Below are 21,070 nucleotides of genomic sequence, written 5' to 3'. Positions count from 1 at the left end.
TTCAACTAATAGTCTCACCACTGGTGAGACTCTTACTGCTTATTCCCAGAAACCATAAGCACCGCACTTTGCGTGATATGGCCTGCGAACGTTTGCCGGTATGATAGGCGCCCCCGCACGTCTGGATTGCGAATACGCCATGACCCTGCAGTACCCAACCATCGCCGATTGCGTCGGCAACACTCCGCTGGTGCGTTTGCAGCGCCTGCCCGGTGCCACCAGCAACACCCTATTGCTCAAGCTCGAAGGGAACAACCCGGCGGGTTCGGTCAAGGATCGTCCGGCGCTGTCGATGATCACCCGTGCCGAACTGCGCGGGCAGATCCACGCGGGTGACACGCTGATCGAAGCGACCTCGGGCAACACCGGGATTGCGCTGGCCATGGCCGCCGCGATCAAGGGTTACAAGATGATCCTGATCATGCCGGACAACTCCAGCGCCGAGCGCAAGGCGGCGATGACCGCTTACGGTGCCGAGCTGATTCTGGTCAGTCAGGAAGAGGGCATGGAAGGCGCTCGTGATCTCGCCCAGCGCATGGAAGCCGAAGGCCGTGGCAAGGTGCTCGATCAGTTCGCCAACGGCGATAATCCCGAGGCGCACTACACCACCACCGGCCCGGAAATCTGGCGTCAGACCCAGGGCACCATCACCCATTTCGTCAGTTCGATGGGCACCACCGGCACCATCATGGGCGTGTCGCGCTACTTGAAAGAGCAGAGCGACAGCGTGCAGATCATTGGCCTGCAACCGATGGAAGGCTCGGCCATTCCGGGCATCCGCCGCTGGCCGCAGGAATACCTGCCGAAGATCTATCAGGCCGACCGCGTCGACCGCATTGTCGACATGGCGCAAAGCGAAGCCGAGGACGTCACCCGGCGTCTGGCCCGCGAAGAAGGCATCTTTTGTGGCGTGTCCTCGGGCGGTGCGGTGGCAGCGATGCTGCGCCTGTCCAAGGAAGTTGAAAACGCGGTGATCGTCGCGATCATCTGCGACCGTGGCGACCGTTATCTGTCGACCGGCATTTTCGACGCGCCCAACTGATGGCCAAGCACGAGAGAGGCCTGCGCTTCCAGCCCACCGGCGGCAGCAAGGCCGCGCAAATCCCGACCGGCAAAAAACAGCGCTTGAACATCGAGCGCCTGGCCAATGACGGTCGCGGCATCGCGTTTTTCGAAGGCCGCACCTGGTTCGTCCTCGGCGCCCTCGCGGGTGAAGAAGTCGAGGCGCGGGTGCTCGGCGCCCGCGGCAAAGTGGTCGAAGCGCGCACCGAACGGGTGTTCAAGGCCAGCGAGTTGCGTCGCCCGGCAGCGTGTCAGCATGCCGGTCGCTGCGGCGGTTGCAGCGTGCAACACTTGCCCCACGCCGAACAGCTTGCCCTGAAACAGCGCATGCTCGCCGAGCAGCTGTCGAAGGTCGCCGGGGTCGAGCCTGAAGAATGGGCGGCGCCGTTGACCGGCCCGGAGTTCGGCTATCGCCGCCGCGCGCGGATCGCCGTGCGTTGGGACATGAAGGCGAAGAAGCTCGAAGTGGGTTTCCGCGCCGCCGGCAGCCAGGACATCGTCGCCATCAACGAATGCCCGGTGCTGGTACAGCCCTTGCAACCGATCATGACCCGTTTGCCGGAGATGCTCCGTCGTTTGAGCAAACCGCAGGCGCTGGGGCATGTCGAGTTGTTCAGTGGGTCGTCGCTGGCGGTGTTGCTGCGACACATGGCGCCGCTGTCCGAAGCCGACCTGACGATCCTCAAGGATTTCTGCCAGTTCCATCAGGCGCAACTGTGGCTGCATGGTGAAGGCGAGCCGCAGCCGGTGGATGCCGCACAGTCGCTGGGCTATCGCCTGGAGCAGTGGGATCTGGATCTGGCCTGGCGGCCGGGGGATTTCATCCAGGTCAACGCCGGGGTCAACGAGGCGATGGTCGCGCAGGCGCTGGACTGGCTGAAGCCGACCGGTGACGAGCGCGTGCTCGACCTGTTCTGCGGTCTGGGCAACTTCGCCTTGCCACTGGCCAAAAGCGTGCGTGAAGTGGTGGCGGTGGAGGGCGTGCAGACCATGGTCGACCGTGCCGCTGCCAACGCCGCTAGTAACAATTTGCATAACACAAAGTTTTTTCAAGCCGATTTATCCCAGCCTTTGACCGATGCTCAGTGGATCGGAAACGGCTTTTCTGCGGTACTCTTGGACCCACCGCGTGACGGTGCTTTCGAGGTGGTGCGCAAGCTCGCGACCCTGGGTGCCAAACGGTTGGTGTATGTGTCGTGCAACCCTGCAACTCTGGCGCGCGATACGGTCGAATTGATCAAGCAGGGCTACCGGTTAAAACGTGCCGGGATTCTCGATATGTTTCCTCAGACGGCGCATGTCGAGGCCATGGCGTTATTTGAAGCGAGCCAGGATGGCTCGTCTGAATCCGTCTGACCTGTCCGGGCGGCGCTCGCTTTAGCCCCGCGAGCGCATCCGGGCATTGGGGGTCAGCGATTTGACGCATTGAATCTGCGTCGTAGGGAAGGTAAAGCAGCATGGTACAGGTGAGAGCACACCAGCCGATCAACACTGACGGCAGTATCAATCTCGAGGCTTGGCTCGATCACGCGGTCAGTGTCGACATGGCGCTGGATCGCGAAGCCTTGAAGGAAGCCTGCGAGTTCGCTCGCGAGGCCGAACAGCAGTCCAACGCCGCGAAGAATCTGTGGGCCGAGGGCAGCGGCAGTTTCAGTACGGGACTTGAGATCGCCGAGATCCTCGCCGACCTCAAGCTCGACCAAGACTCGCTGGTCGCGGCGGTGCTGTATCGCGGCGTCCGCGAAGGCCAGATCGAACTCGCGGCGGTCAGCCAGCGCTTCGGTCCCGTGGTGGCCAAACTGATCGACGGCGTGCAGCGCATGGCGGCGATCAGTGCCAGCCTCAGCCCGCGCCAGTCGATGGTGATGGGCACCCAGGGCCAGGTGGAAAACCTGCGCAAGATGCTGGTGGCAATGGTCGACGACGTTCGCGTCGCGCTGATCAAACTGGCCGAACGTACCTGCGCAATCCGCGCGGTGAAAACCGCTGACGACGAAAAGCGTAACCGCGTCGCCCGGGAAGTCTTCGACATCTATGCGCCGCTCGCGCATCGACTCGGCATCGGTCATATCAAGTGGGAACTGGAGGACTTGTCCTTCCGTTACCTGGAACCCGATCAATACAAACAGATCGCCAAGCTGCTCCACGAGCGGCGGCTGGACCGTGAGCGGTTCATCGCCGACGTGATGACCCAGCTCAAGGACGAATTGCAGGCCACCGGCGTCGACGCCGACATCAGCGGCCGCGCCAAGCACATCTATTCGATCTGGCGCAAAATGCAGCGCAAGGGACTGGAATTCAGCCAGATCTACGACGTGCGCGCCGTGCGCGTGCTGGTGCCGGAAATGCGCGACTGCTACACCGCGCTCGGTATCGTCCACACCCTGTGGCGGCACATCCCGAAAGAATTCGACGACTACATCGCCAACCCGAAAGAGAACGGCTACCGGTCGCTGCACACGGCGGTAATCGGCCCGGAAGGCAAGGTTCTCGAAGTGCAGATCCGTACGCACTCGATGCACGAAGAGGCCGAGCTCGGCGTCTGCGCGCACTGGCGCTACAAGGGCACTGACGTCAAGTCCGGTTCCAACCACTACGAGGAGAAAATCTCCTGGCTGCGGCAGGTGCTCGAGTGGCACGAGGAGCTGGGCGATATCGGTGGTCTGGCCGAACAGCTGCGGGTCGATATCGAACCGGACCGGGTGTACATCTTCACCCCCGACGGCCACGCCATCGATTTGCCGAAAGGCGCGACGCCGCTGGACTTCGCCTACCGCGTGCACACCGAAATCGGTCACAACTGCCGGGGCGCGAAGATCAACGGGCGGATCGTGCCGCTCAACTACAGCCTGCAGACCGGTGAACAGGTCGAGATCATCACCAGCAAGCACGGTACGCCGAGCCGTGACTGGCTGAACCCGAACCTGGGCTACGTCACCACCTCGCGGGCGCGGGCGAAGATCGTTCACTGGTTCAAGTTGCAGGCGCGTGACCAGAACGTTGCGGCCGGTAAAACCCTGATCGAACGCGAACTCAATCGCCTCGGTCTGCCGGCGGTGGATTTCGACAAGCTGGCCGAAAAGGCCAACATGAAAACCGCCGAAGACATGTTCGCCGCCCTCGGTGCCGGCGACCTGCGTCTGGCGCAACTGGTCAACCTGGCGCAGCAACTGGTCGAGCCGGAACGCGGCAACGAACAGCTCGAACTGATCCCGCGCAAGGCCACCGGCTACAAGCCGGGCAAGCGCGGCGATATCCAGATCCAGGGCGTCGGCAACCTGATGACGCAAATGGCTGGCTGCTGCCAGCCGCTGCCGGGCGACGCGATCGTCGGCTACATCACTCAGGGCCGCGGCGTGAGCATTCACCGTCAGGACTGCGCCTCGGTGCTGCAACTGGCCGGGCGCGAGCCGGAGCGGATCATCCAGGTCAGCTGGGGCCCGGTGCCGGTGCTCACCTATCCGGTGGACATCGTCATCCGCGCCTACGACCGTTCCGGTCTGCTGCGTGATGTCTCGCAGGTGCTGCTCAACGAGCGCATCAACGTGCTGGCGGTCAACACCCGCTCGAACAAGGAAGACAACACCGCGCTGATGTCGCTGACCATCGAGATTCCCGGGCTGGATGCGCTGGGGCGCTTGCTGGGACGGATTTCGCAGTTGCCGAACATCATCGAGACGCGGCGTAACCGTACTCCGTGAAGATGGCTTCGTTCGAATGTGGGAGCGGGCTTGCTCGTGAAGAGGGCGTGTCAGTCGATATTTACGCTGAATGACACACCGCATTCGCGAGCAAGCCCGCTCCCACATTGGTTTTGTGTAGAGGCATGACAGATGTATTCACTTGAAGACCTGCTCCACCTGATGAACCGCCTGCGCGATCCGCAGTTCGGTTGCCCGTGGGACATCAAGCAAACCTACGCGACCATCGTCCCGCATACCCTCGAAGAAGCCTATGAAGTGGCTGACGCCATCGAACGCGGCGACTTCGATCACTTGCAGGGCGAGCTGGGTGACCTGTTGTTTCAGGTGGTCTATTACAGCCAGTTGGCCCGGGAAGAAGGGCGCTTCGAATTTGCCGGAGTGATCGACAGCATCACTCGCAAGCTGATCCGCCGTCATCCGCACGTGTTCCCCACCGGCGATCTGTACGCGCCGCTGGATGTGCCACGGCTGAATGAAGAACAGGTCAAGCAGCGCTGGGAAGAGATCAAGGCCGAAGAACGCGCCGAGAAATCCGCCGCGCCCGAGCAGCTGTCACTGCTCGATGACGTGCCTGCCGCGTTGCCGGCACTGTCGCGTTCGGCCAAGTTGCAAAAACGTGCCGGGCAGGTCGGCTTCGACTGGCCGGATGCGCTACCGGTATTGGACAAGGTGCGCGAAGAGCTCGATGAAGTGCTCGAAGCCATGTCCGAAAACGATCCCGACGCGGTGGCTGACGAGATCGGTGATCTGCTGTTTTCCGTGGTCAATCTGGCCCGGCATCTCAAGGTCGATCCAGAAACCGCACTGCGCGGTGCCAACGGCAAGTTCGAACGACGTTTCCGATTTATCGAACAGGCATTGCGCGACACCCGTCGTCCCATGGAAGATTGCACCCTCGAAGAGTTGGACGCCCTGTGGGGTGAAGCCAAACGCCAGGAAAAGAATGTGCCCAGCTGCGGCTGAGCCGTTGCCCAAGTGAGTAAGCATTAATGAGCCTTTCCCTTCGCGACCAGTTGCTCAAAGCAGGCCTGGTCAACCAAAAGCAGGCCAAGCAGGTCAGCAAAGACAAGCAGAAGCAACAGCGTCTGGCCCACAAGGGGCAGGCCGAGCTGGATGATTCGCAGCAGCGCGCCGCTCAGGAAGCCATGGCCGAGAAGGTCAAGCGCGACCAGGAGCTGAACCGTCAGCAGCAGGAGAAGGCCGAGGCCAAGGCCCGTGCCGCGCAGGTCAAGCAGTTGATCGAAGTGACGCGTCTGCCGAAGCTCAATACCGAGGACTACTACAACTTCGTTGACGACAAGAAGGTCAAGCGCATTTGCGTCAACACGCTGATGCGCAACAAGCTCAGCAATGGTTCGCTGGCGATCGTGCACCATGCCGGCGGCTACGAAGTGATCCCCCGTGAAGCGGCCCTGAAGATCCAGGAGCGTGATCCGCAGCGCATTGTGCAGCTCAACGTGCAGACCGAAGAGGTCGCAGCCGAGGATGATCCGTACGCGGCCTACCAGATCCCTGATGATCTGATGTGGTAAATCGGTAAAGCTGTAACAACGACAAACTGTGGCGAGGGAGCTTGCTCCCGCTGGACTGCGTAGCAGGCCTCTGCTCTTGAGTTGAAGAACAGGGCCGCTTCGCACCCCAGCGGGAGCAAGCTCCCTCGCCACAGGTTCAATATTCGCCTAAGCGGATTTCAGATCCCGTTGCTGTTCTTGCAGTTCGAGTTCGGCCTTGTAGTTGTGGGCGTCGATCTCGTTGTGGAACATGCCGACCAGCAAGTCTTGTTGATGCACATCCCAGATCCGTACACCGGCGGCTACGCCTTCATGGGACATGTGTGAATCGTCGCGTTCAGTTACTTTTACAGTCATCTGCTAGCTCCAAATCTCAAGTTATCTGCAGCAAGGCGTGTGCAGGACTCTTTTATATGATTTGTTAGCTTGCTAAGTAAACGCTTGATTTGTGCAAGGTGTTGTTGCGGTTTTTGCAACAGTGCTGCAGCCCGCTAAATCCGCGACATTCGGTCGCAGGGCGGGAAGTTGCATGACAGAAGTTTCATTTTCAGGGCGCCTCGAAACCCTTGTAGGAGTGAGCCTGCTCGCGATAGCAGAGTGTCAGTCACTGGTGATGGCAACTGGAAAACCGCTATCGCGAGCAGGGCTCACTCCTACAGGGATCTGAGGTTTCAAATCGGCCAAAAAAAAACGCCCCGAACCAGTCGGGGCGTTTTCATGTGGAGCTCAGCAGGGGGGAATTACTTGCCTTCCCAGCGCTTCAGCACCAGCGTGGCGTTGGTGCCGCCGAAGCCGAAGCTGTTGCTCATCACGGTGTTGATGGTGGCGTTCTCGCGGGTCTTGGTCAGCACCGGCAGATCGGCCACTTCAGGGTCCAGCTCGTCGATGTTGGCGGAACCGGCGATGAAGTTGCCTTCCATCATCAGCATGCAGTAGATCGCTTCGTGAACGCCGGCGGCGCCCAGGGAGTGACCGGACAGGCTCTTGGTCGAGCTGATCGCTGGCGCCTTGTCGCCGAACACTTCACGCACACCTTTCATTTCCGCGACGTCGCCGACCGGAGTCGAGGTGCCGTGGGTGTTCAGGTAGTCGATCGGGGTGTCGACGGTGGACATTGCCATCTGCATGCAGCGGATCGCGCCTTCGCCACTTGGGGCAACCATGTCGTAGCCGTCGGACGTTGCGCCATAGCCAACGATTTCGGCGTAGATCTTGGCGCCACGGGCCAGCGCGTGTTCCAGCTCTTCAACCACGACCATACCGCCACCGCCAGCGATGACGAAACCGTCACGGTCGGCGTCGTAGGCGCGGGAAGCTTGTTCCGGGGTGTCGTTGCGCTTGCTGGACAGGGCGCCCATCGCGTCGAACAGGAACGACTGGCTCCAGTGCTCTTCTTCACCGCCACCGGCGAAGACGATGTCCTGCTTGCCCATCTGGATCTGTTCCATGGCGGTACCGATGCAGTGAGCACTGGTGGCGCAGGCAGAGGCGATGGAGTAGTTCAGGCCCTTGATCTTGAACGGTGTGGCCAGGCACGCGGAAACGGTGCTGCTCATGGTCCGCGTTACACGGTATGGGCCGACGCGCTTCACGCCTTTCTCGCGCAGGATGTCCAGCGCTTCCATCTGGTTCAGGGTCGACGCGCCGCCGGAGCCGGCGATCAGGCCGGTACGCGGGTTGGACACTTGCTCTTCGGTCAGGCCGGAGTCAGCAATGGCGTCTTTCATGGCCAGGTAGGCGTAAGCCGCTGCGTGGCCGACGAAACGATAGATCTTGCGATCGATCAGTTCTTCAAGGTTGAGGTCGATGGAGCCGGAAACCTGGCTACGCAGACCCATTTCAGCATATTCCGGGTTGAACCGGATGCCAGGGCGGCTTGCACGCAGGTTAGCGGAGACGGTCTCTTTGTCATTGCCCAGGCACGAAACAATGCCCAGACCAGTGATAACGACGCGGCGCATGCGAATAACCCTTAGAAGTTGTCAGTGGAGGTGAAAACGCCGACGCGAAGGCCTTCGGCGGTGTAGATTTCGCGACCGTCGACAGTCACCGAACCATCGGCGATGGCCAGGTTCAGCTTGCCCTTGAGGACGCGTTTGATATGGATGTTGTAGGTGACTTTCTTGGCGGTCGGCAGGACCTGGCCGAAGAATTTCACTTCGCCCGAACCCAGCGCACGACCACGGCCCGGCAGGCCTTGCCAGCCGAGGAAGAAGCCGACCAGTTGCCACATGGCGTCCAGACCCAGGCAGCCCGGCATCACCGGATCGCCCTCGAAGTGGCACGCGAAGAACCACAGGTCAGGGTTGATATCCAGCTCGGCGACCAATTCACCTTTGCCGTACTTGCCGCCTTCTTCGCTGATCAGGGTGATGCGATCGACCATCAGCATGTTCGGGGCGGGCAGTTGCGCGTTACCTGGGCCGAACAGCTCACCGCGACTGCAGCGCAGCAGGTCTTCCCGAGTAAAGGCGTTTTGTTTGGTCATGCGAGCTCCTCAATAATCCCATGCGGCAGGTGGGGCAAATCTTCCCGGCCGATCGACGCGTTCATGCCTCGTACCGGCAGCCTACTCATAGACTATTGCGTTGTGGTGAAAGTCACAGCACCAAGGACATGAATGTACACTTGTGCACTGAAATTTTTATTCAAGCCTCTTTTGAGGCTCGTTCGGGTGCCTAAGACTGCCGCACTTTCGCTTTTCACGCCAGTCGCAGATGGTCGAAAAACCGTCACTACTGCACCCAGCGCTGCAGAATCTGTTGTAGGTCATTGCGTTTGAACGGCTTGGCCAGATAATCGTTCATGCCCGCCGAAAGGCAAGTTTCGCGATCGCCCTGCAACGCGTTGGCGGTCAGCGCGATGATCGGCACCTCGCGGCGTCCGGGCAGTTGGCGGATCTGCCGGGTCGCCTCGTAGCCGTCGATGATCGGCAGCCGGCAATCCATCAGAATCACTTCGAAATCATTGCCTTCAGCACTGCGCACCGCTTGCGCGCCATCGGTGGCGACGCTGACGGTAAAGCCCAGGCTGCGCAGCATCGCTTCGATGACGGTCTGGTTGACCGGATTGTCCTCCACCAGCAACACATTGCGCCCCTCACCATGCCCGTTGCCATTGGCCGCGCGCGGCGCCGCCAGTGTCGGCAGCGTCTGCTTATATAGCGCCAGCGGGATTTCCAGGGTGAACACCGAACCCAGGCCTTCTTCGCTCTGCGCCCGCAACGTGCCGCCCATGCGTTCGGCCAGGGTGCGGGCGATCGGCAAACCGAGACCGGTGCCGCCATAGCGCCGGGAAATCGAACTGTCGGCCTGCTGGAAGGCGTTGAACATCAATTCCAGACTCTCAGACGAAATGCCGATGCCGCTGTCGCGCACCGAACAGGTGAACCACAGCAACTCGTGATCCAGCGACTGCCACTGTGCCTCGATGCTGACCCGGCCACGCTCGGTGAACTTCAAGGCGTTGCCCACCAGATTGACCAGAATCTGCCGGATCCGCGTCGGGTCGCCCTGCACCTGCAAGTCGCGCATGTCCTCTGGAATCTGCAGGTTCAGGGCGAGGCCACGCTGCACCGCGCTGTGCTGGAAGGATTGGGCGCAAGCACCGATCAGGTCGGCGAGGTTGAACGGAATGTGCTCAAGCTCCAGCTCCGAGCGTTCGATCCGCGAGAAGTCGAGAATGTCGTTGATGACTTTCAGCAGGTGTTCGGTGGACTCGGAAGCGAGCGCCGCGTACTCGATCTGCTCCTCGGTCATGTCGGTGGTTTCCAGCAACTGCAACATGCCCAGCACGCCGTTCATGGGGGTGCGCAGTTCATGGCTCATCATCGCCAGAAAATCGGATTTGGCGTTGTTGGCCTTTTCCGCTTCTTCACGGGTCTGGATCAGTTGCGCCATCGCCTGATGCTGTTCGCGGCTGGCCTGCTCCAGTGCCTGGGCGAGGTTGTTGATGTGCTGCGACAGGGCGCCCAACTCGGTGTCATCGACGATCGGCAGCGGGGTCTTGTAATCGCCTTGCTGAATCGCCTTGACCGCGTTGCCGATATCGCGGATCGGCGCCGACAGACTGCCGGCCAGACGCCGCGCCAGAACAAAGGTGAAGAGCAGGGCGAACAACGCCAGAATCCCGGCCTTGAGCAGAATTTCCTGTTGGCGCTGACTGAAGGCATCGTTGGACAGACCGACGATTACCCGGCCCAGGTAATCCTCGCTGGTCACGTTGTTGCTGGCTTTGGCGTCGTGGAAAAAATCGCTGTTGAGGGCGATTCGTTGCAGGCGCACCGGGGCCTGGAACACCTCGACCTGATGCGGGCGGTTGTGCGCGTCGGCGGCTTGTTCAACGTAGGCCAGAATCCGGTTGGCGCTGTCCTGCACTTCCAGAAAGCGTACGTTCGGTGTTGCGAGAGTCGCCTTGAGCAGGCTTTCCAGCACTTCGTTGTTGCCGGAAATCACCCCGTACTCGGTGGCGGGCGCCAGTTGATTGGCGATCAGTTGCCCGGTGTGATTGAGCTCCTGACGCAAATCCTGAATCCGCACGAAGGTAAAGAAACTGATCAGCAGCAGCGTGAGCAGCAGGGCCGGGCCGAGGCTGATCAATTGCGTGCGGGTGTTGATGTCCCAGCGGCGACGCAGATTCATGGGTGGCTTTCTCCTTCAGCCAACTGGCGGGCAACAGACGCTTCATCGATTGGCTCGATACCGAGGGAACGAGCGACCTGCACATTACTTGAGACTTTGAAACGATCGGGGTAGAGCGAGCGCGGCCACGTCGCCGGGGGACGATCCAGCAACCGGTCAAGGATCGCCAGCCAGTCGGGCTGATCGCTGTAAGTGCTGGCGAGGCTGCCGGCACGCACGAACGCCGCGTTCGGCCCGATCAGCGCCACTTGCCGGGAGTAGCTGCTGAGCAGCAGGTTTTTCGCGGTTTTCGGGTTGTACAGATCGGGATCGTCGAGGCCCAGCAACACGTCACTGTTTCTCAGCACGGTTTGCAACGGGCGACTGTCCTGGGTGTTGTCCCAACGCTGGCTGACGATTTGCAGGTTCAGCGGTGCAGCAGCCTGGTGCAGCTCCTTGAGCAGGAATTCGCTGTGCTGGTCGAACAGCACGCCAACCCGCCGCACCTGCGGCAGAATCCGCCGAATCAATTGCAGTTGCCGGCCCAGCGGCGGGTCGCTCCACAGCAGACTCAAGTGCGGCGGTTGTGCGGCACCCAGGCGTTGCCGCGCTTGCAATCGGCTGATGCGCAACACCAGCGTCGCCGGCCCCTGAGACTCTTTAAGGCGCCAGTCGAGGCTGGGCAGGTCGAGCAGAATCATCCGCAGATTGGCCGGCAACTTGCCCGGTGCCGGCAGGCTGGCCAGTGGCTGGAAACGTACGTTGTCGGTGGGGCGCAGCTCGCTCAACGCCTGGACGAAGGCCTGCACACCGGGACTTTCTTCTGCGCCGGTCAACAGAATGTCGGCGGCCTGCACCGCCATGCCGTGCAGCCACGCGGTCAAAAACAGACACGCACCGGCCAGCCAGTGGCCCAGGGTTGGTGTCTTGTTTGCCGTGCCGAAGCGCACCCTAGAACTCCAGCTCGGCGCTGAAGTACAGCACCCGGCGTTCGTCGTAATTGTTGTCGACGAAAGTGGTCGGTTCGTTGTCGAGCCGTTGTTGCAGCACGCCGGCCAGTTGCAGTTGCGCCTTGCCCAGCGGGAGGCGTTTGGCGATGCGCGTGTCGACCCGTTCGAAGCGGTAGCCATTGAGCGCGTTGTCGCCGTAATAGAACAGGGCGCTGTTCCAGCCATGGCCCCAGTCGCGCAGCCAGCCGGCAGAGCCGCTGTTGCGCGAGGTGAATTGCTGATCCAGCGGATTGCTCGCTTCGGCGTCGACGAAGGCGTAGGTGAAGCGCAGGCGATCGATCATGCTCAGACGCCAGTCGAGCTGGGTTTCGGTGCCGCGAAAGCGTGAGCTGTTGGCGTTGCTGGCGATGTATTGGTTGTTACGCAGCGGCTCGCTGATCATCCCGGTGATTTCGTCGTAGAACAGCTTCACGTCCACGGCCAGCCCGAGTTCGGGGAAATAGCCGTTGTAGCCCAGTTCGCGCGAGCGCATGTGCTCCTGATCGAGATCGCCCGGGCCACGGGTCTTGACGAAGTAGCGCGCCGAGGACTGACCGTAGGCCGAGGGCCGCAGGTTACTCACCTGATAGCTCCAGTTGACGTTGTTCTCGAACATGTCCGGCGAACGGATCGCCTCCGAGTACACCGCGCGCAGGCCATGACGCGGGTTGATCAGATAGTTGACCGCAAATCTGGGCGTCAGCGAACTGCCGATCAGTTGGGTGTTTTCGAACATTGCGCCGCCCTGCAACAGCCAGTGTTCACTGGCGCGCCACTCCAGTTGGCCGAACGCGCGCCAGGTGGTGTCGTCCAGTGTGCCGTTGAAGTAGGTTTCGGAATCGGCCCGGTCATAACGATAGTTCATGCCGCTGACCAGCCGCAGGCTGTCGGACAGGCTGAGGGTGTCCTGCAATTCCAGATCGTAGCGCGACTCGCGGGCACTTTGGTCGATGTCGCCACACAGGGTCTGGCTGGCACCGTTGCGCCATTGGTCGAGCACCTGATTGGCCAGGGCCATTTCCTGTGGCGTTCCGGCTTCCGGGCCGGGGCCAGTGAAACGGGTGATGTTGCGCGCCAGGCGTTCGGTGTAGTTCGGGTTGAGTTGCCACAGCTGCGTCAGTTGCGGGCTGAACGACACTTCGGCATCACAGGCGCGCCACACCTGCTGGCGATCCCAGTGCTGGGCCGAACCTTGTATATAAAGGCTGTGTTCGGGATTGATGTCGAGATTCCAGCGCACCGAGCCGGCGTAGTCCTTGGCGATCACGTCGGAATTGTTCCCGGCAGCGGTAATCCCCGAGAACACCGGGTGGTAGGTGTAGGGCCGCTGGTTGGTACCGTCCTTCGCGTTGATCTGCCAGTCGAGGCTCTGGTTGTCGCTCAGGGTCTGGCTGACTGCGAGGCTGAAGCGGTTCAAACGGCGGCTGTCACGGTAATCGGCGCCGTTGCGGTCGCTGTCGAAGCCATCGTCCTCCTGGCCGGACAGCGACAGACGCAGATCGCCGCCATTCCACCCCGTGCCCTGGCTGGCATAGAAGTCGTTGATGCCGCGCTGGCCACGGGTGACCTTCAGGCGCGTGCCGTGGCTGTCCGCCGGGTTGCGGGTGATGATGTTGACCACCGCCATCAGCGCATTGGCGCCGTAGCTGACAGTGTTCGGCCCCCGAAAAACCTCGATGCGTTCGATGTCTTCCATGGCCACCGGAATATCGCTCCAGTCCACCGTGGCCAGGCCTGCGCGGTACACCGAGCGGCCGTCGATCAGCACCTGCATGCGCCGCGCTTCGCTGGCGTTGGTCCCGTGATAGTTGACCGCCGCCTGATTGCCGCTGATGTTGCCGACCATCATCCCCGGCACCAGCCGCAGCAACTCGCTGATGTCCCGCGCGCCACTGGCACTGATCAGCTCACTGTCGATGACGGTCATGCTCCCCGGCACTTCCGCCGGCGTCTGTTTCAGGCGCGTGGCCGTCAGCACCTGCGGCAGCGTTTCGCTGTCGACAAACAGGTCGTCCGCCTGCAACACCGGGCTGAACAACAGCGCCAGCAACAGCGACGAACGCGAAGGGGCAGAGGCAAAAGACACAACACAGCCTTGATCACAAAGAATTGGCGCGCATGTTAACCGAGGACAGTGACTTTTCCAGTCACGATGCGGGCATTTTCCTCGGTTTTATTGGTCTTCTTCCTACAAGTGCCGGTAATTGACGCAGGGGCTGGCCGCGCTTCGGTCGCCCCGTATAATGCCGGCATCGCCACTGGTATGGATTAACGGATTGCATATGACTGAACAGCGCCCGATTGCGGTCCTGGGAGGCGGAAGTTTTGGTACCGCCGTGGCTAATCTCTTGGCCGAAAACGGCCATCAAGTCCGGCAGTGGATGCGTGACCCCGAGCAGGCCGAGGCCATCCGGGTCAACCGCGAGAATCCGCGTTACCTCAAGGGCATCAAGATTCTGCCGGGGGTGACGGCCGTCACTGATCTGCAGGAAACCCTCGACGCCTGCGAGCTGTGCTTCGTTGCGCTGCCCTCGAGCGCATTGCGCACGGTGCTGGCCGCCCACGCCGAGCGCCTGAGCGGCAAGATGCTGGTCAGCCTGACCAAGGGCATCGAAGCTCACACCTTCAAACTGATGAGCCAGATCCTCGAAGAAATCGCCCCGCAGGCGCGCATTGGCGTGCTGTCCGGGCCGAACCTGGCGCGAGAGATCGCCGAGCACGCGCTGACCGCCACCGTGGTCGCCAGCGAGGACGAAGATTTGTGCAAACAGGTGCAGGCGGCGCTGCACGGTCGCACCTTCCGTGTTTACGCCAGTGCTGACCGATTCGGCGTCGAGCTGGGCGGCGCACTGAAAAACGTCTACGCAATCATCGCCGGCATGGCGGTGGCGCTGGAGATGGGCGAGAACACCAAGAGCATGCTGATCACCCGCGCACTGGCCGAGATGACTCGGTTCGCGGTGAATCAGGGCGCCAACCCGATGACCTTCCTCGGTCTGGCCGGGGTAGGGGATTTGATCGTGACCTGCTCGTCGCCGAAGAGCCGCAACTACCAGGTCGGGTTTGCCCTCGGTCAGGGCTTGAGCCTCGATGAGGCGGTATCGCGTCTGGGCGAAGTGGCCGAAGGCGTAAACACCCTGAAGGTGCTCAAGGCCAAGTCCCAGGAGGTGGGCGTGTACATGCCGCTGGTCGCCGGGCTGCATGCGATCCTGTTTGAGGGGCGCACGCTGGAGCAGGTGATCGGTCTACTGATGCGGGCCGAGCCGAAAACCGACGTCGACTTTATTTCCACCAGCGGTTTCAACTGATTCAACAGGAAGCGAGCCATGAACGATCCGAAAACCGAAGCCAAGTACGAATCCATTCTCCTGCGGGTGCTGTGGATGATCGTCTATGTGCTGGTCTGGCAAGTGGCGCAGTTCATCCTCGGCGCCGTGGTGCTGGTGCAGCTGATCTATCGTTTGATTTATGGCGCGCCGAGCGCCGGCCTGATGAATTTCGGCGACAGCCTGAGCCAGTTTTTGGCGCAGATCGGCCGTTTCGGCAGCTTTCACAGCGACCAGAAACCCTGGCCGTTCGCCGACTGGCCAACCCCGCGTACTCCTGAAGGCGAAGCACCGCACGCCGTGCCGCCAGCGCCGCATCCGGCTCGCGATGAGGAACCCAAGCTATGAAACTCTGGGTGTTGCGTCACGGTGAGGCCGTGCCTTATGGCTCGTGCCCTGACTCCGAGCGGGAACTGACCGAGCACGGTCGTCAAGAAGCCTTGAAGAGTGCGGCCCGGCTGATTGGTCAGCCGCTGACTGCGATCTACGCCAGTCCTTACCTGCGTGCGCAACAGACCGCACAGATTGTCCGCGAAGCCTTGGGTTTCGAGCCGGAGATTCGCACGGTCGAGTGGCTGACGCCGGAGAACGGTCCGGACAAGGTGGCGGATCAACTGGTGTCGGTGAGTGATGTGCTGCTGGTCAGTCACAACCCGTTGGTGGGTAATCTGCTGAGCTATCTGCAGCATGGCGCCGGGTATCCGCCGGAGAAGGTCGGCACTGCTGGGCTGGCTGAGCTGGAAAGCCCTGAACTGCTGATCGGCTCGATGACCCTCAACAGCCTCAAGCACCCCTGACGCTGATTCCTTGTGGGAGCGGGCTTGCTCGCGAATGCGCTGTGTCAGTCACTGTAAATGTCACTGATAGACCGCATTCGCGAGCAAGCCCGCTCCCACAGGGCCCTCATTTTCAGCTGAAATTATTTGTTTGAATTTTCCAACCAAGCACTTGCTTGGTTGACTACGCTTGCTCCAGACCAAAAAAACAGGAGCGAGTCGCATGTCTGCCGCATTCCGTTTGCCGCTGGACGTGTTTTACGAGCGTGAGGCCCGGCACCCGCGCCAGCGTTTTCTCGTGCAGCCCATCGGCGGCGGGCAGGTCGAGACCCTGACCTGGGCCGATGTCGGTCATCAGGCCCGTTGCGCCGCGCACTGGCTGCGCGCGCGGGAACTGCCGCAAGGCAGCCACATCGCGCTGATCTCGAAAAACTGCGCGCACTGGATCATCGCCGATCTGGCGATCTGGATGGCCGGGCACGTCTCGGTGCCGCTGTATCCCAACCTCACGGCAGACTCGGTGAATCAGGTCCTGACGCATTCGGAAAGTGTGCTGGCGTTCATCGGCAAACTCGATGACTGGCCGGGCATGTCGGTCGGTGTACCGGCGGATTTGCCAACCATCAGTCTGCCGCTGCATCCGCCGGGCGAGTTCGCTTTCAGTTGGGACGACCTGCAACGCAGCTCGCCGATCCAGGACGATCCGCGCCCGGCTGCCGAGCAACTGGCGACGATCATTTACACCTCCGGCACCACCGGCCAGCCCAAAGGCGTGATGCATAGCTTCGCCAATCTCGGTTTCGCCACGACCCACGGCACCCGGTTGTTCGGGCTCAATGAGCATGACCGGCTGCTGTCCTACCTGCCGCTGTGTCATGTCGCCGAACGGATGTTCGTCGAGCTGGCGTCGATCTACACCGGGCAAACCGTGTTCTTTGCCGAAAGTCTCGACACCTTTATCACCGACCTCAAGCGAGCACGACCTACCGCGATGTTCGGCGTGCCGAGAATCTGGACCAAATTCCAGATGGGGGTGTACGGCAAGATCCCGGCTAAACGCCTGGATTTCCTCCTTGGCCTGCCGTTCATTGGCAAACGGGTCGGGCGCAAGGTGTTGGCGGGGCTGGGGCTGGATGCGTTGCGCGTGGCGCTGTCCGGCGCGGCGCCGGTGCCGCAGACCCTGCTCGACTGGTATCAGAAACTTGGCCTCGATGTGCTGGAGGTCTACGGCATGACCGAGAGTTGCGGCTACTCGCACATCTGCCTGCCGGGCCAGTACAAACAGGGCTGGATCGGCAAGCCATGCCCGGAGGTCGAGGTGCGGATCGACGAGTCCGGTGAGGTGCAGGTGCGTAGTCAGGCAAACATGCTCGGCTATTTCAAGGAACCGCAGAAAACTGCTGAGACCCTGACCGAGGACGGCTTCCTGCGTACCGGCGACAAGGGCGAACAGGATGCCGAGGGGCGCTTGCGCCTGACCGGGCGGCTCAAGGAAATCTTCAAGACCAGCAAAGGCAAATATGTGGCCCCGGCGCCGATTGAAAACCGTCTGGCGGTGCATTCGCGAATCGAGCAGGTCTGCGTGGTTGGCGATGGTCTGAGTGCGCCGCTGGGCTTGTGTGTACTGTCGGTGGTCAATCAGGAGGAAGCGCGGGGCAGTCTGCATTCGAGTCTGGAAAAACTGCTGGAAGAGGTCAACGCCGGGCTCGACAAGCACGAGCGTCTGCGGCGGCTGGTGGTGGTCAAGGACAGCTGGGCGGTGGAGAACGGCTTTCTTACACCAACGTTGAAGATCAAGCGCAACGTCATCGAAGACACCTACGGTGCGCGGTTTGAGGAATGGAGCGCGCGCAGCGAGGCGGTGCTGTGGCAGGATTGAGCGACGATCAAAACAACAAAGGAAGCCTGCGATGACCTTGTGGCGCACCACTCCGAACATCGAGCAGTTGAATGCAATCCAGAAAAACACCATCGGCGAAGTGCTGGATATCCGTTTTGAAGCCTTCGACGAAGCTTCGCTGACAGCGAGCATGGTCATCGACCACCGCACCCACCAACCCTACGGTCTGCTGCATGGCGGCGCCTCGGTGGTGCTGGCGGAAACCGTTGGCTCGATGGCCAGTTACCTGTGCATCGATGCCAGCAAGTTCTACTGCGTGGGTCTGGAGATCAACGCCAACCATTTGCGCGGCTTGCGCAGCGGGCGGGTGACTGCAGTGGCCAGGCCAATTCACATCGGTCGCACCACTCACGTCTGGGATATCCGCCTGACCAGTGATGAAGGCAAGGCCAGTTGTGTGTCGCGGTTGACCATGGCGGTGGTGCCATTGGGCGAGCAGCCGCCGGCGCGCTGAGGTTCGATGTGCCCATAGCCATGACCGGACTGTCATCATTCCTGGCAGTTACGGTCATTGCTGCGGGGCGCGGTCTTGCGGACAATCAGCGGCATGTTTTCCGCTCATGGATTTACCGGCATGTCGCAACCGATCTTTTTCGCCCACGCCAACGGGTTTCCCTCGGGCACCTATGGCAAGTTGTTCGCGGCGCTGGCGCCCGAGTATCGGGTCGCGCATCTGGAACAGCATGCCCATGACCCGCGTTTCCCGGCGGACGACAACTGGTACAACCTGGTCGACGAGTTGATCCACCATTTACAGCAGCAGGATCAACCGGTGTGGGGCGTCGGCCATTCGTTTGGTGGGGTGTTGCACCTGCACGCGGCGTTGCGCTGCCCTGAGTTGTATCGCGGTGTGGTCATGCTCGACTCGCCGGTACTGACCCGCACCGATCAGTGGGTGATCCGCGCTGCCAAGCGTTTCGGCTTCATCGACAAACTGACCCCGGCCGGACGTACGTTGGGCCGGCGCGAAGAATTCGCCGACCTCGACAGTGCGCGCAGCTATTTTGCCGGCAAGACGCTGTTTCGCGGTTTCGATCCGGAATGTTTCGATGCCTACCTGCAACACGGGCTGCATGCGGTCGGCGACAAGCTGCGTCTGCGCTTCGACCCCGCCACCGAAATCAGTATCTATCGCGGCGTGCCGCACACCAGTCCGGGCCGCACGCGCCAATTGCAGGTGCCGCTGGCCGTGGTGCGTGGCCACAAGAGCCGCGTGGTCATGCGTCATCACACCCGATTCGTCGGGCGCCTGCCGCAGGGTGAAGCGCTGAGCATGCCCGGCGGGCACATGTTCCCGCTCGAGCGTCCGCAAGACACGGCGCGCCTGCTCAAAGAGCTGTTTACGCGCTGGGAGCGCCGCCAACAGAAGGATTGCGCATGAACCCGACCTTCGAAGAAGTGCGCCTGAGCCTGCCGCATATCGAACTGGCGGCGCACTTGTTCGGTCCCGAGGACGGTCTGCCGGTGATTGCCCTGCATGGCTGGCTCGACAACGCCAACAGCTTCGCGCGCCTGGCGCCCAAGCTCCACGGCTTGCGCATCATCGCCCTGGACATGGCCGGGCACGGGCATTCCGGGCATCGACCGAATGGCGCCGGTTATGCGCTGTGGGATTACGCCCACGACGTGTTGCAGGTCGCCGAGCAACTGGGCTGGAAACGTTTCGGCCTGCTCGGGCATTCGATGGGCGCGATCGTTTCGCTGGTGCTGGCCGGTTCGTTGCCGGAGCGCATCACTCACCTGGCGTTGATCGACGGGGTGATTCCTCCTACGGACAAAGGCGAAAATGCCGCCGAACGCATGGGCATGGCCCTGCAAGCGCAGTTGGATCTGCGTGAGAAGCGCAAGCCGGTCTACCACACCCTCGATCGTGCTATCGAAGCGCGGATGAAGGGGTTGGTGGCGGTCAGCCGCGAAGCCGCCGAACTGTTGGCACAACGCGGCCTGATGCCGGTGCCCGGCGGTTATACCTGGCGCACCGACAATCGCCTGACCCTGCCATCACCGCTGCGCCTGACTCAGGAGCAGGCAATGGCCTTCGTCCAGCGCATCACCTGCCCGGCGCAACTGGTGGTGGCCGCCGACGGCATGCTGGCCAAACATCCGGAGTTGCTGGAGCGTCTACCCTTTAGCCAGGAACAGCTGGCGGGCGGGCATCATTTGCACCTGAACGATGAGTCCGGTGCCGACCTTGTCGCAGACTGTTTCAATCGCTTCTTCGCCATTCCTTGACTTGCACCGGGCAACTGTCGAGGCTGGGCGGGTTGAAATGGGAGACAACCACGATGGATTTCTATACCGCTGCGAACCCGACCCGCCAAGCCATGCCGATCCGATGAGCCTGACTATGCGGTCACTCAGTCTGTTGGCGCTGTGCTGCTTCAGTTCCGTTTCGTTTGCCGTCGACGTGCCCGGCAGCCAGGATCTGCAGATCGTGCCGCGTCTGGCCGATGCGCAGATCGTCGACTATCGCCCTCCCGTCGAGCTTGAGCGGGTCTATCCGCTGGGCTCGATCCGCAAGATCAGCGGCCAGTTACGCTTTGACGGCCAGGTCACGGCGCGTGGCCAGACCACCTCGGTCACCTATGAGTTGCCCCCGGAGCATTCCGCCACCGAAGCCTTCACCGCCGCTCGCGAAGCCCTGCAAAAGCAGGACGCCGAGTTGTTGTTCTGGTGTCAGGCCCGCGACTGCGGCGAAAGCAGCCTGTGGGCCAATGAAGTGTTCGGCAATTCCAAGCTGTACGGCGCCGATGAGCAACAGGCCTATCTGCTGTTACGTCTGGCCGCGCCGAAGGACAACACCCTGGTGGCGCTCTACAGCATCACCCGCGGCAATCGCAAAGCCTACCTGCATGTCGAACAGTTTGAAGCGGGCGCACCGTTGGGCGAGTTGCTGCCAACGTCGGCCACGTTGCTGCGACAGCTCAAAAGCACCGGTGAGCTGGACTTTCCCAAGCTGACCGGCGATCCGGATGACACCTGGCTACGGCTGATTTCCCGTGGCTTGAACCTCGACACCACCCAGCGCGTGACGATTGCCGGACCCAAGGCCGAGGCCTGGCGTCAGGCGCTGATCGGCCAGGGTGTGCGCGCGGCGCGGATGGAGGCGGGGAGCGCCGACGGCTCTGGCCTGCGCATCGATCTGTTGCGATAAGCTGCACCGGGCGTGCGCGCGTGGCGTGT

Annotated in this window: 19 protein-coding genes; 13 read left to right on the top strand and 6 right to left on the bottom strand. The window is 61.6% G+C overall.

From position 1 onward, the window contains the following. The first annotated feature begins 139 nt into the window (after window positions 1-139). From cysM to AC27VU_RS19975, 5 genes are all read left to right on the top strand, one after another. Window positions 140-1,042: a cysteine synthase CysM gene (cysM, locus tag AC27VU_RS19995; RefSeq protein ID WP_027612303.1), complete on the top strand. Its 903-nt coding sequence runs from the start codon at window positions 140-142 to the stop codon at window positions 1,040-1,042. Continuing rightward, window positions 1,042-2,418 (top strand): 23S rRNA (uracil(1939)-C(5))-methyltransferase RlmD, encoded by a 1,377-nt coding sequence (gene rlmD, locus AC27VU_RS19990; RefSeq protein ID WP_488724748.1) that lies wholly within the window; start codon window positions 1,042-1,044, stop codon window positions 2,416-2,418. The genes cysM and rlmD overlap by 1 nt, the downstream gene beginning before the upstream one ends. Before the next feature lie 101 nt (window positions 2,419-2,519). Continuing rightward, window positions 2,520-4,763, top strand: a complete 2,244-nt coding sequence (gene relA, locus AC27VU_RS19985) for a GTP diphosphokinase (protein ID WP_003227159.1) — start codon at window positions 2,520-2,522, stop codon at window positions 4,761-4,763. A 132-nt stretch (window positions 4,764-4,895) separates the two neighbouring features. Beyond that, window positions 4,896-5,729 (top strand): nucleoside triphosphate pyrophosphohydrolase, encoded by an 834-nt coding sequence (gene mazG, locus AC27VU_RS19980; protein ID WP_488724747.1) that lies wholly within the window; start codon window positions 4,896-4,898, stop codon window positions 5,727-5,729. A 26-nt stretch (window positions 5,730-5,755) separates the two neighbouring features. Beyond that, a complete protein-coding gene (locus tag AC27VU_RS19975; protein ID WP_003227155.1) occupies window positions 5,756-6,298 on the top strand; it encodes a DUF2058 domain-containing protein in 543 nt (180 codons plus the stop codon). Between the two features lie 147 nt (window positions 6,299-6,445). Here AC27VU_RS19975 and AC27VU_RS19970 read toward each other — a convergent pair whose 3' ends face one another. From AC27VU_RS19970 to AC27VU_RS19945, 6 genes are all read right to left on the bottom strand, one after another. Further along, window positions 6,446-6,634, bottom strand: coding sequence for a hypothetical protein (locus AC27VU_RS19970; RefSeq protein WP_003227153.1), 189 nt, complete (start codon window positions 6,632-6,634; stop codon window positions 6,446-6,448). A 383-nt stretch (window positions 6,635-7,017) separates the two neighbouring features. Beyond that, complete coding sequence (gene fabB, locus AC27VU_RS19965; RefSeq protein ID WP_003227152.1) at window positions 7,018-8,238, bottom strand: beta-ketoacyl-ACP synthase I; 1,221 nt, start codon at window positions 8,236-8,238, stop codon at window positions 7,018-7,020. Between the two features lie 11 nt (window positions 8,239-8,249). Beyond that, window positions 8,250-8,765, bottom strand: a complete 516-nt coding sequence (gene fabA, locus AC27VU_RS19960; RefSeq protein ID WP_003227150.1) for a 3-hydroxyacyl-[acyl-carrier-protein] dehydratase FabA — start codon at window positions 8,763-8,765, stop codon at window positions 8,250-8,252. A 247-nt stretch (window positions 8,766-9,012) separates the two neighbouring features. Continuing rightward, window positions 9,013-10,917, bottom strand: a complete 1,905-nt coding sequence (locus AC27VU_RS19955) for a response regulator (protein WP_003227145.1) — start codon at window positions 10,915-10,917, stop codon at window positions 9,013-9,015. Beyond that, the gene (locus tag AC27VU_RS19950; protein WP_488724746.1) at window positions 10,914-11,846 is read right to left on the bottom strand and encodes an ABC transporter substrate-binding protein; all 933 of its coding nucleotides are present in this window, start codon (window positions 11,844-11,846) and stop codon (window positions 10,914-10,916) included. Before AC27VU_RS19950 ends, AC27VU_RS19955 begins: the two co-directional genes overlap by 4 nt. A 1-nt stretch (window position 11,847) precedes the next feature. Beyond that, window positions 11,848-13,971: a TonB-dependent receptor plug domain-containing protein gene (locus tag AC27VU_RS19945; RefSeq protein WP_488724745.1), complete on the bottom strand. Its 2,124-nt coding sequence runs from the start codon at window positions 13,969-13,971 to the stop codon at window positions 11,848-11,850. A 196-nt stretch (window positions 13,972-14,167) separates the two neighbouring features. Here AC27VU_RS19945 and AC27VU_RS19940 point away from each other — a divergent pair, with 196 nt between their 5' ends. The 8 genes from AC27VU_RS19940 to AC27VU_RS19905 all read left to right on the top strand — a co-directional run bounded on the left by AC27VU_RS19940 (window position 14,168) and on the right by AC27VU_RS19905 (window position 21,041). Further along, a complete protein-coding gene (locus AC27VU_RS19940; protein WP_103485468.1) occupies window positions 14,168-15,193 on the top strand; it encodes an NAD(P)H-dependent glycerol-3-phosphate dehydrogenase in 1,026 nt (341 codons plus the stop codon). A gap of 18 nt (window positions 15,194-15,211) precedes the next feature. Next, complete coding sequence (locus tag AC27VU_RS19935) at window positions 15,212-15,559, top strand: DUF4389 domain-containing protein (RefSeq protein WP_003227139.1); 348 nt, start codon at window positions 15,212-15,214, stop codon at window positions 15,557-15,559. Beyond that, window positions 15,556-16,008, top strand: a complete 453-nt coding sequence (gene sixA / locus AC27VU_RS19930) for a phosphohistidine phosphatase SixA (RefSeq protein WP_488724744.1) — start codon at window positions 15,556-15,558, stop codon at window positions 16,006-16,008. The genes AC27VU_RS19935 and sixA overlap by 4 nt, the downstream gene beginning before the upstream one ends. Before the next feature lie 202 nt (window positions 16,009-16,210). Beyond that, window positions 16,211-17,866, top strand: coding sequence for an AMP-binding protein (locus AC27VU_RS19925; RefSeq protein WP_488724743.1), 1,656 nt, complete (start codon window positions 16,211-16,213; stop codon window positions 17,864-17,866). 31 nt (window positions 17,867-17,897) lie between these two features. Next, complete coding sequence (locus AC27VU_RS19920) at window positions 17,898-18,341, top strand: hotdog fold thioesterase (RefSeq protein WP_103522001.1); 444 nt, start codon at window positions 17,898-17,900, stop codon at window positions 18,339-18,341. 120 nt (window positions 18,342-18,461) lie between these two features. Further along, on the top strand, window positions 18,462-19,268 hold the full coding sequence (locus tag AC27VU_RS19915) for an alpha/beta fold hydrolase (protein ID WP_003227131.1): 807 nt from the start codon (window positions 18,462-18,464) through the stop codon (window positions 19,266-19,268). After that, on the top strand, window positions 19,265-20,119 hold the full coding sequence (locus AC27VU_RS19910; protein ID WP_488724742.1) for an alpha/beta hydrolase: 855 nt from the start codon (window positions 19,265-19,267) through the stop codon (window positions 20,117-20,119). Before AC27VU_RS19915 ends, AC27VU_RS19910 begins: the two co-directional genes overlap by 4 nt. 115 nt (window positions 20,120-20,234) lie before the next feature. Continuing rightward, a complete protein-coding gene (locus AC27VU_RS19905; protein WP_488724741.1) occupies window positions 20,235-21,041 on the top strand; it encodes a DUF4892 domain-containing protein in 807 nt (268 codons plus the stop codon). Window positions 21,042-21,070: the final 29 nt, after the last annotated feature.

It is taken from the genome of Pseudomonas sp. 14P5.3.2 (genome assembly GCF_057799175.1).
Note: the sequence above shows the minus strand (reverse complement) of the source record. Positions and strands in the feature narration are given on the sequence as shown.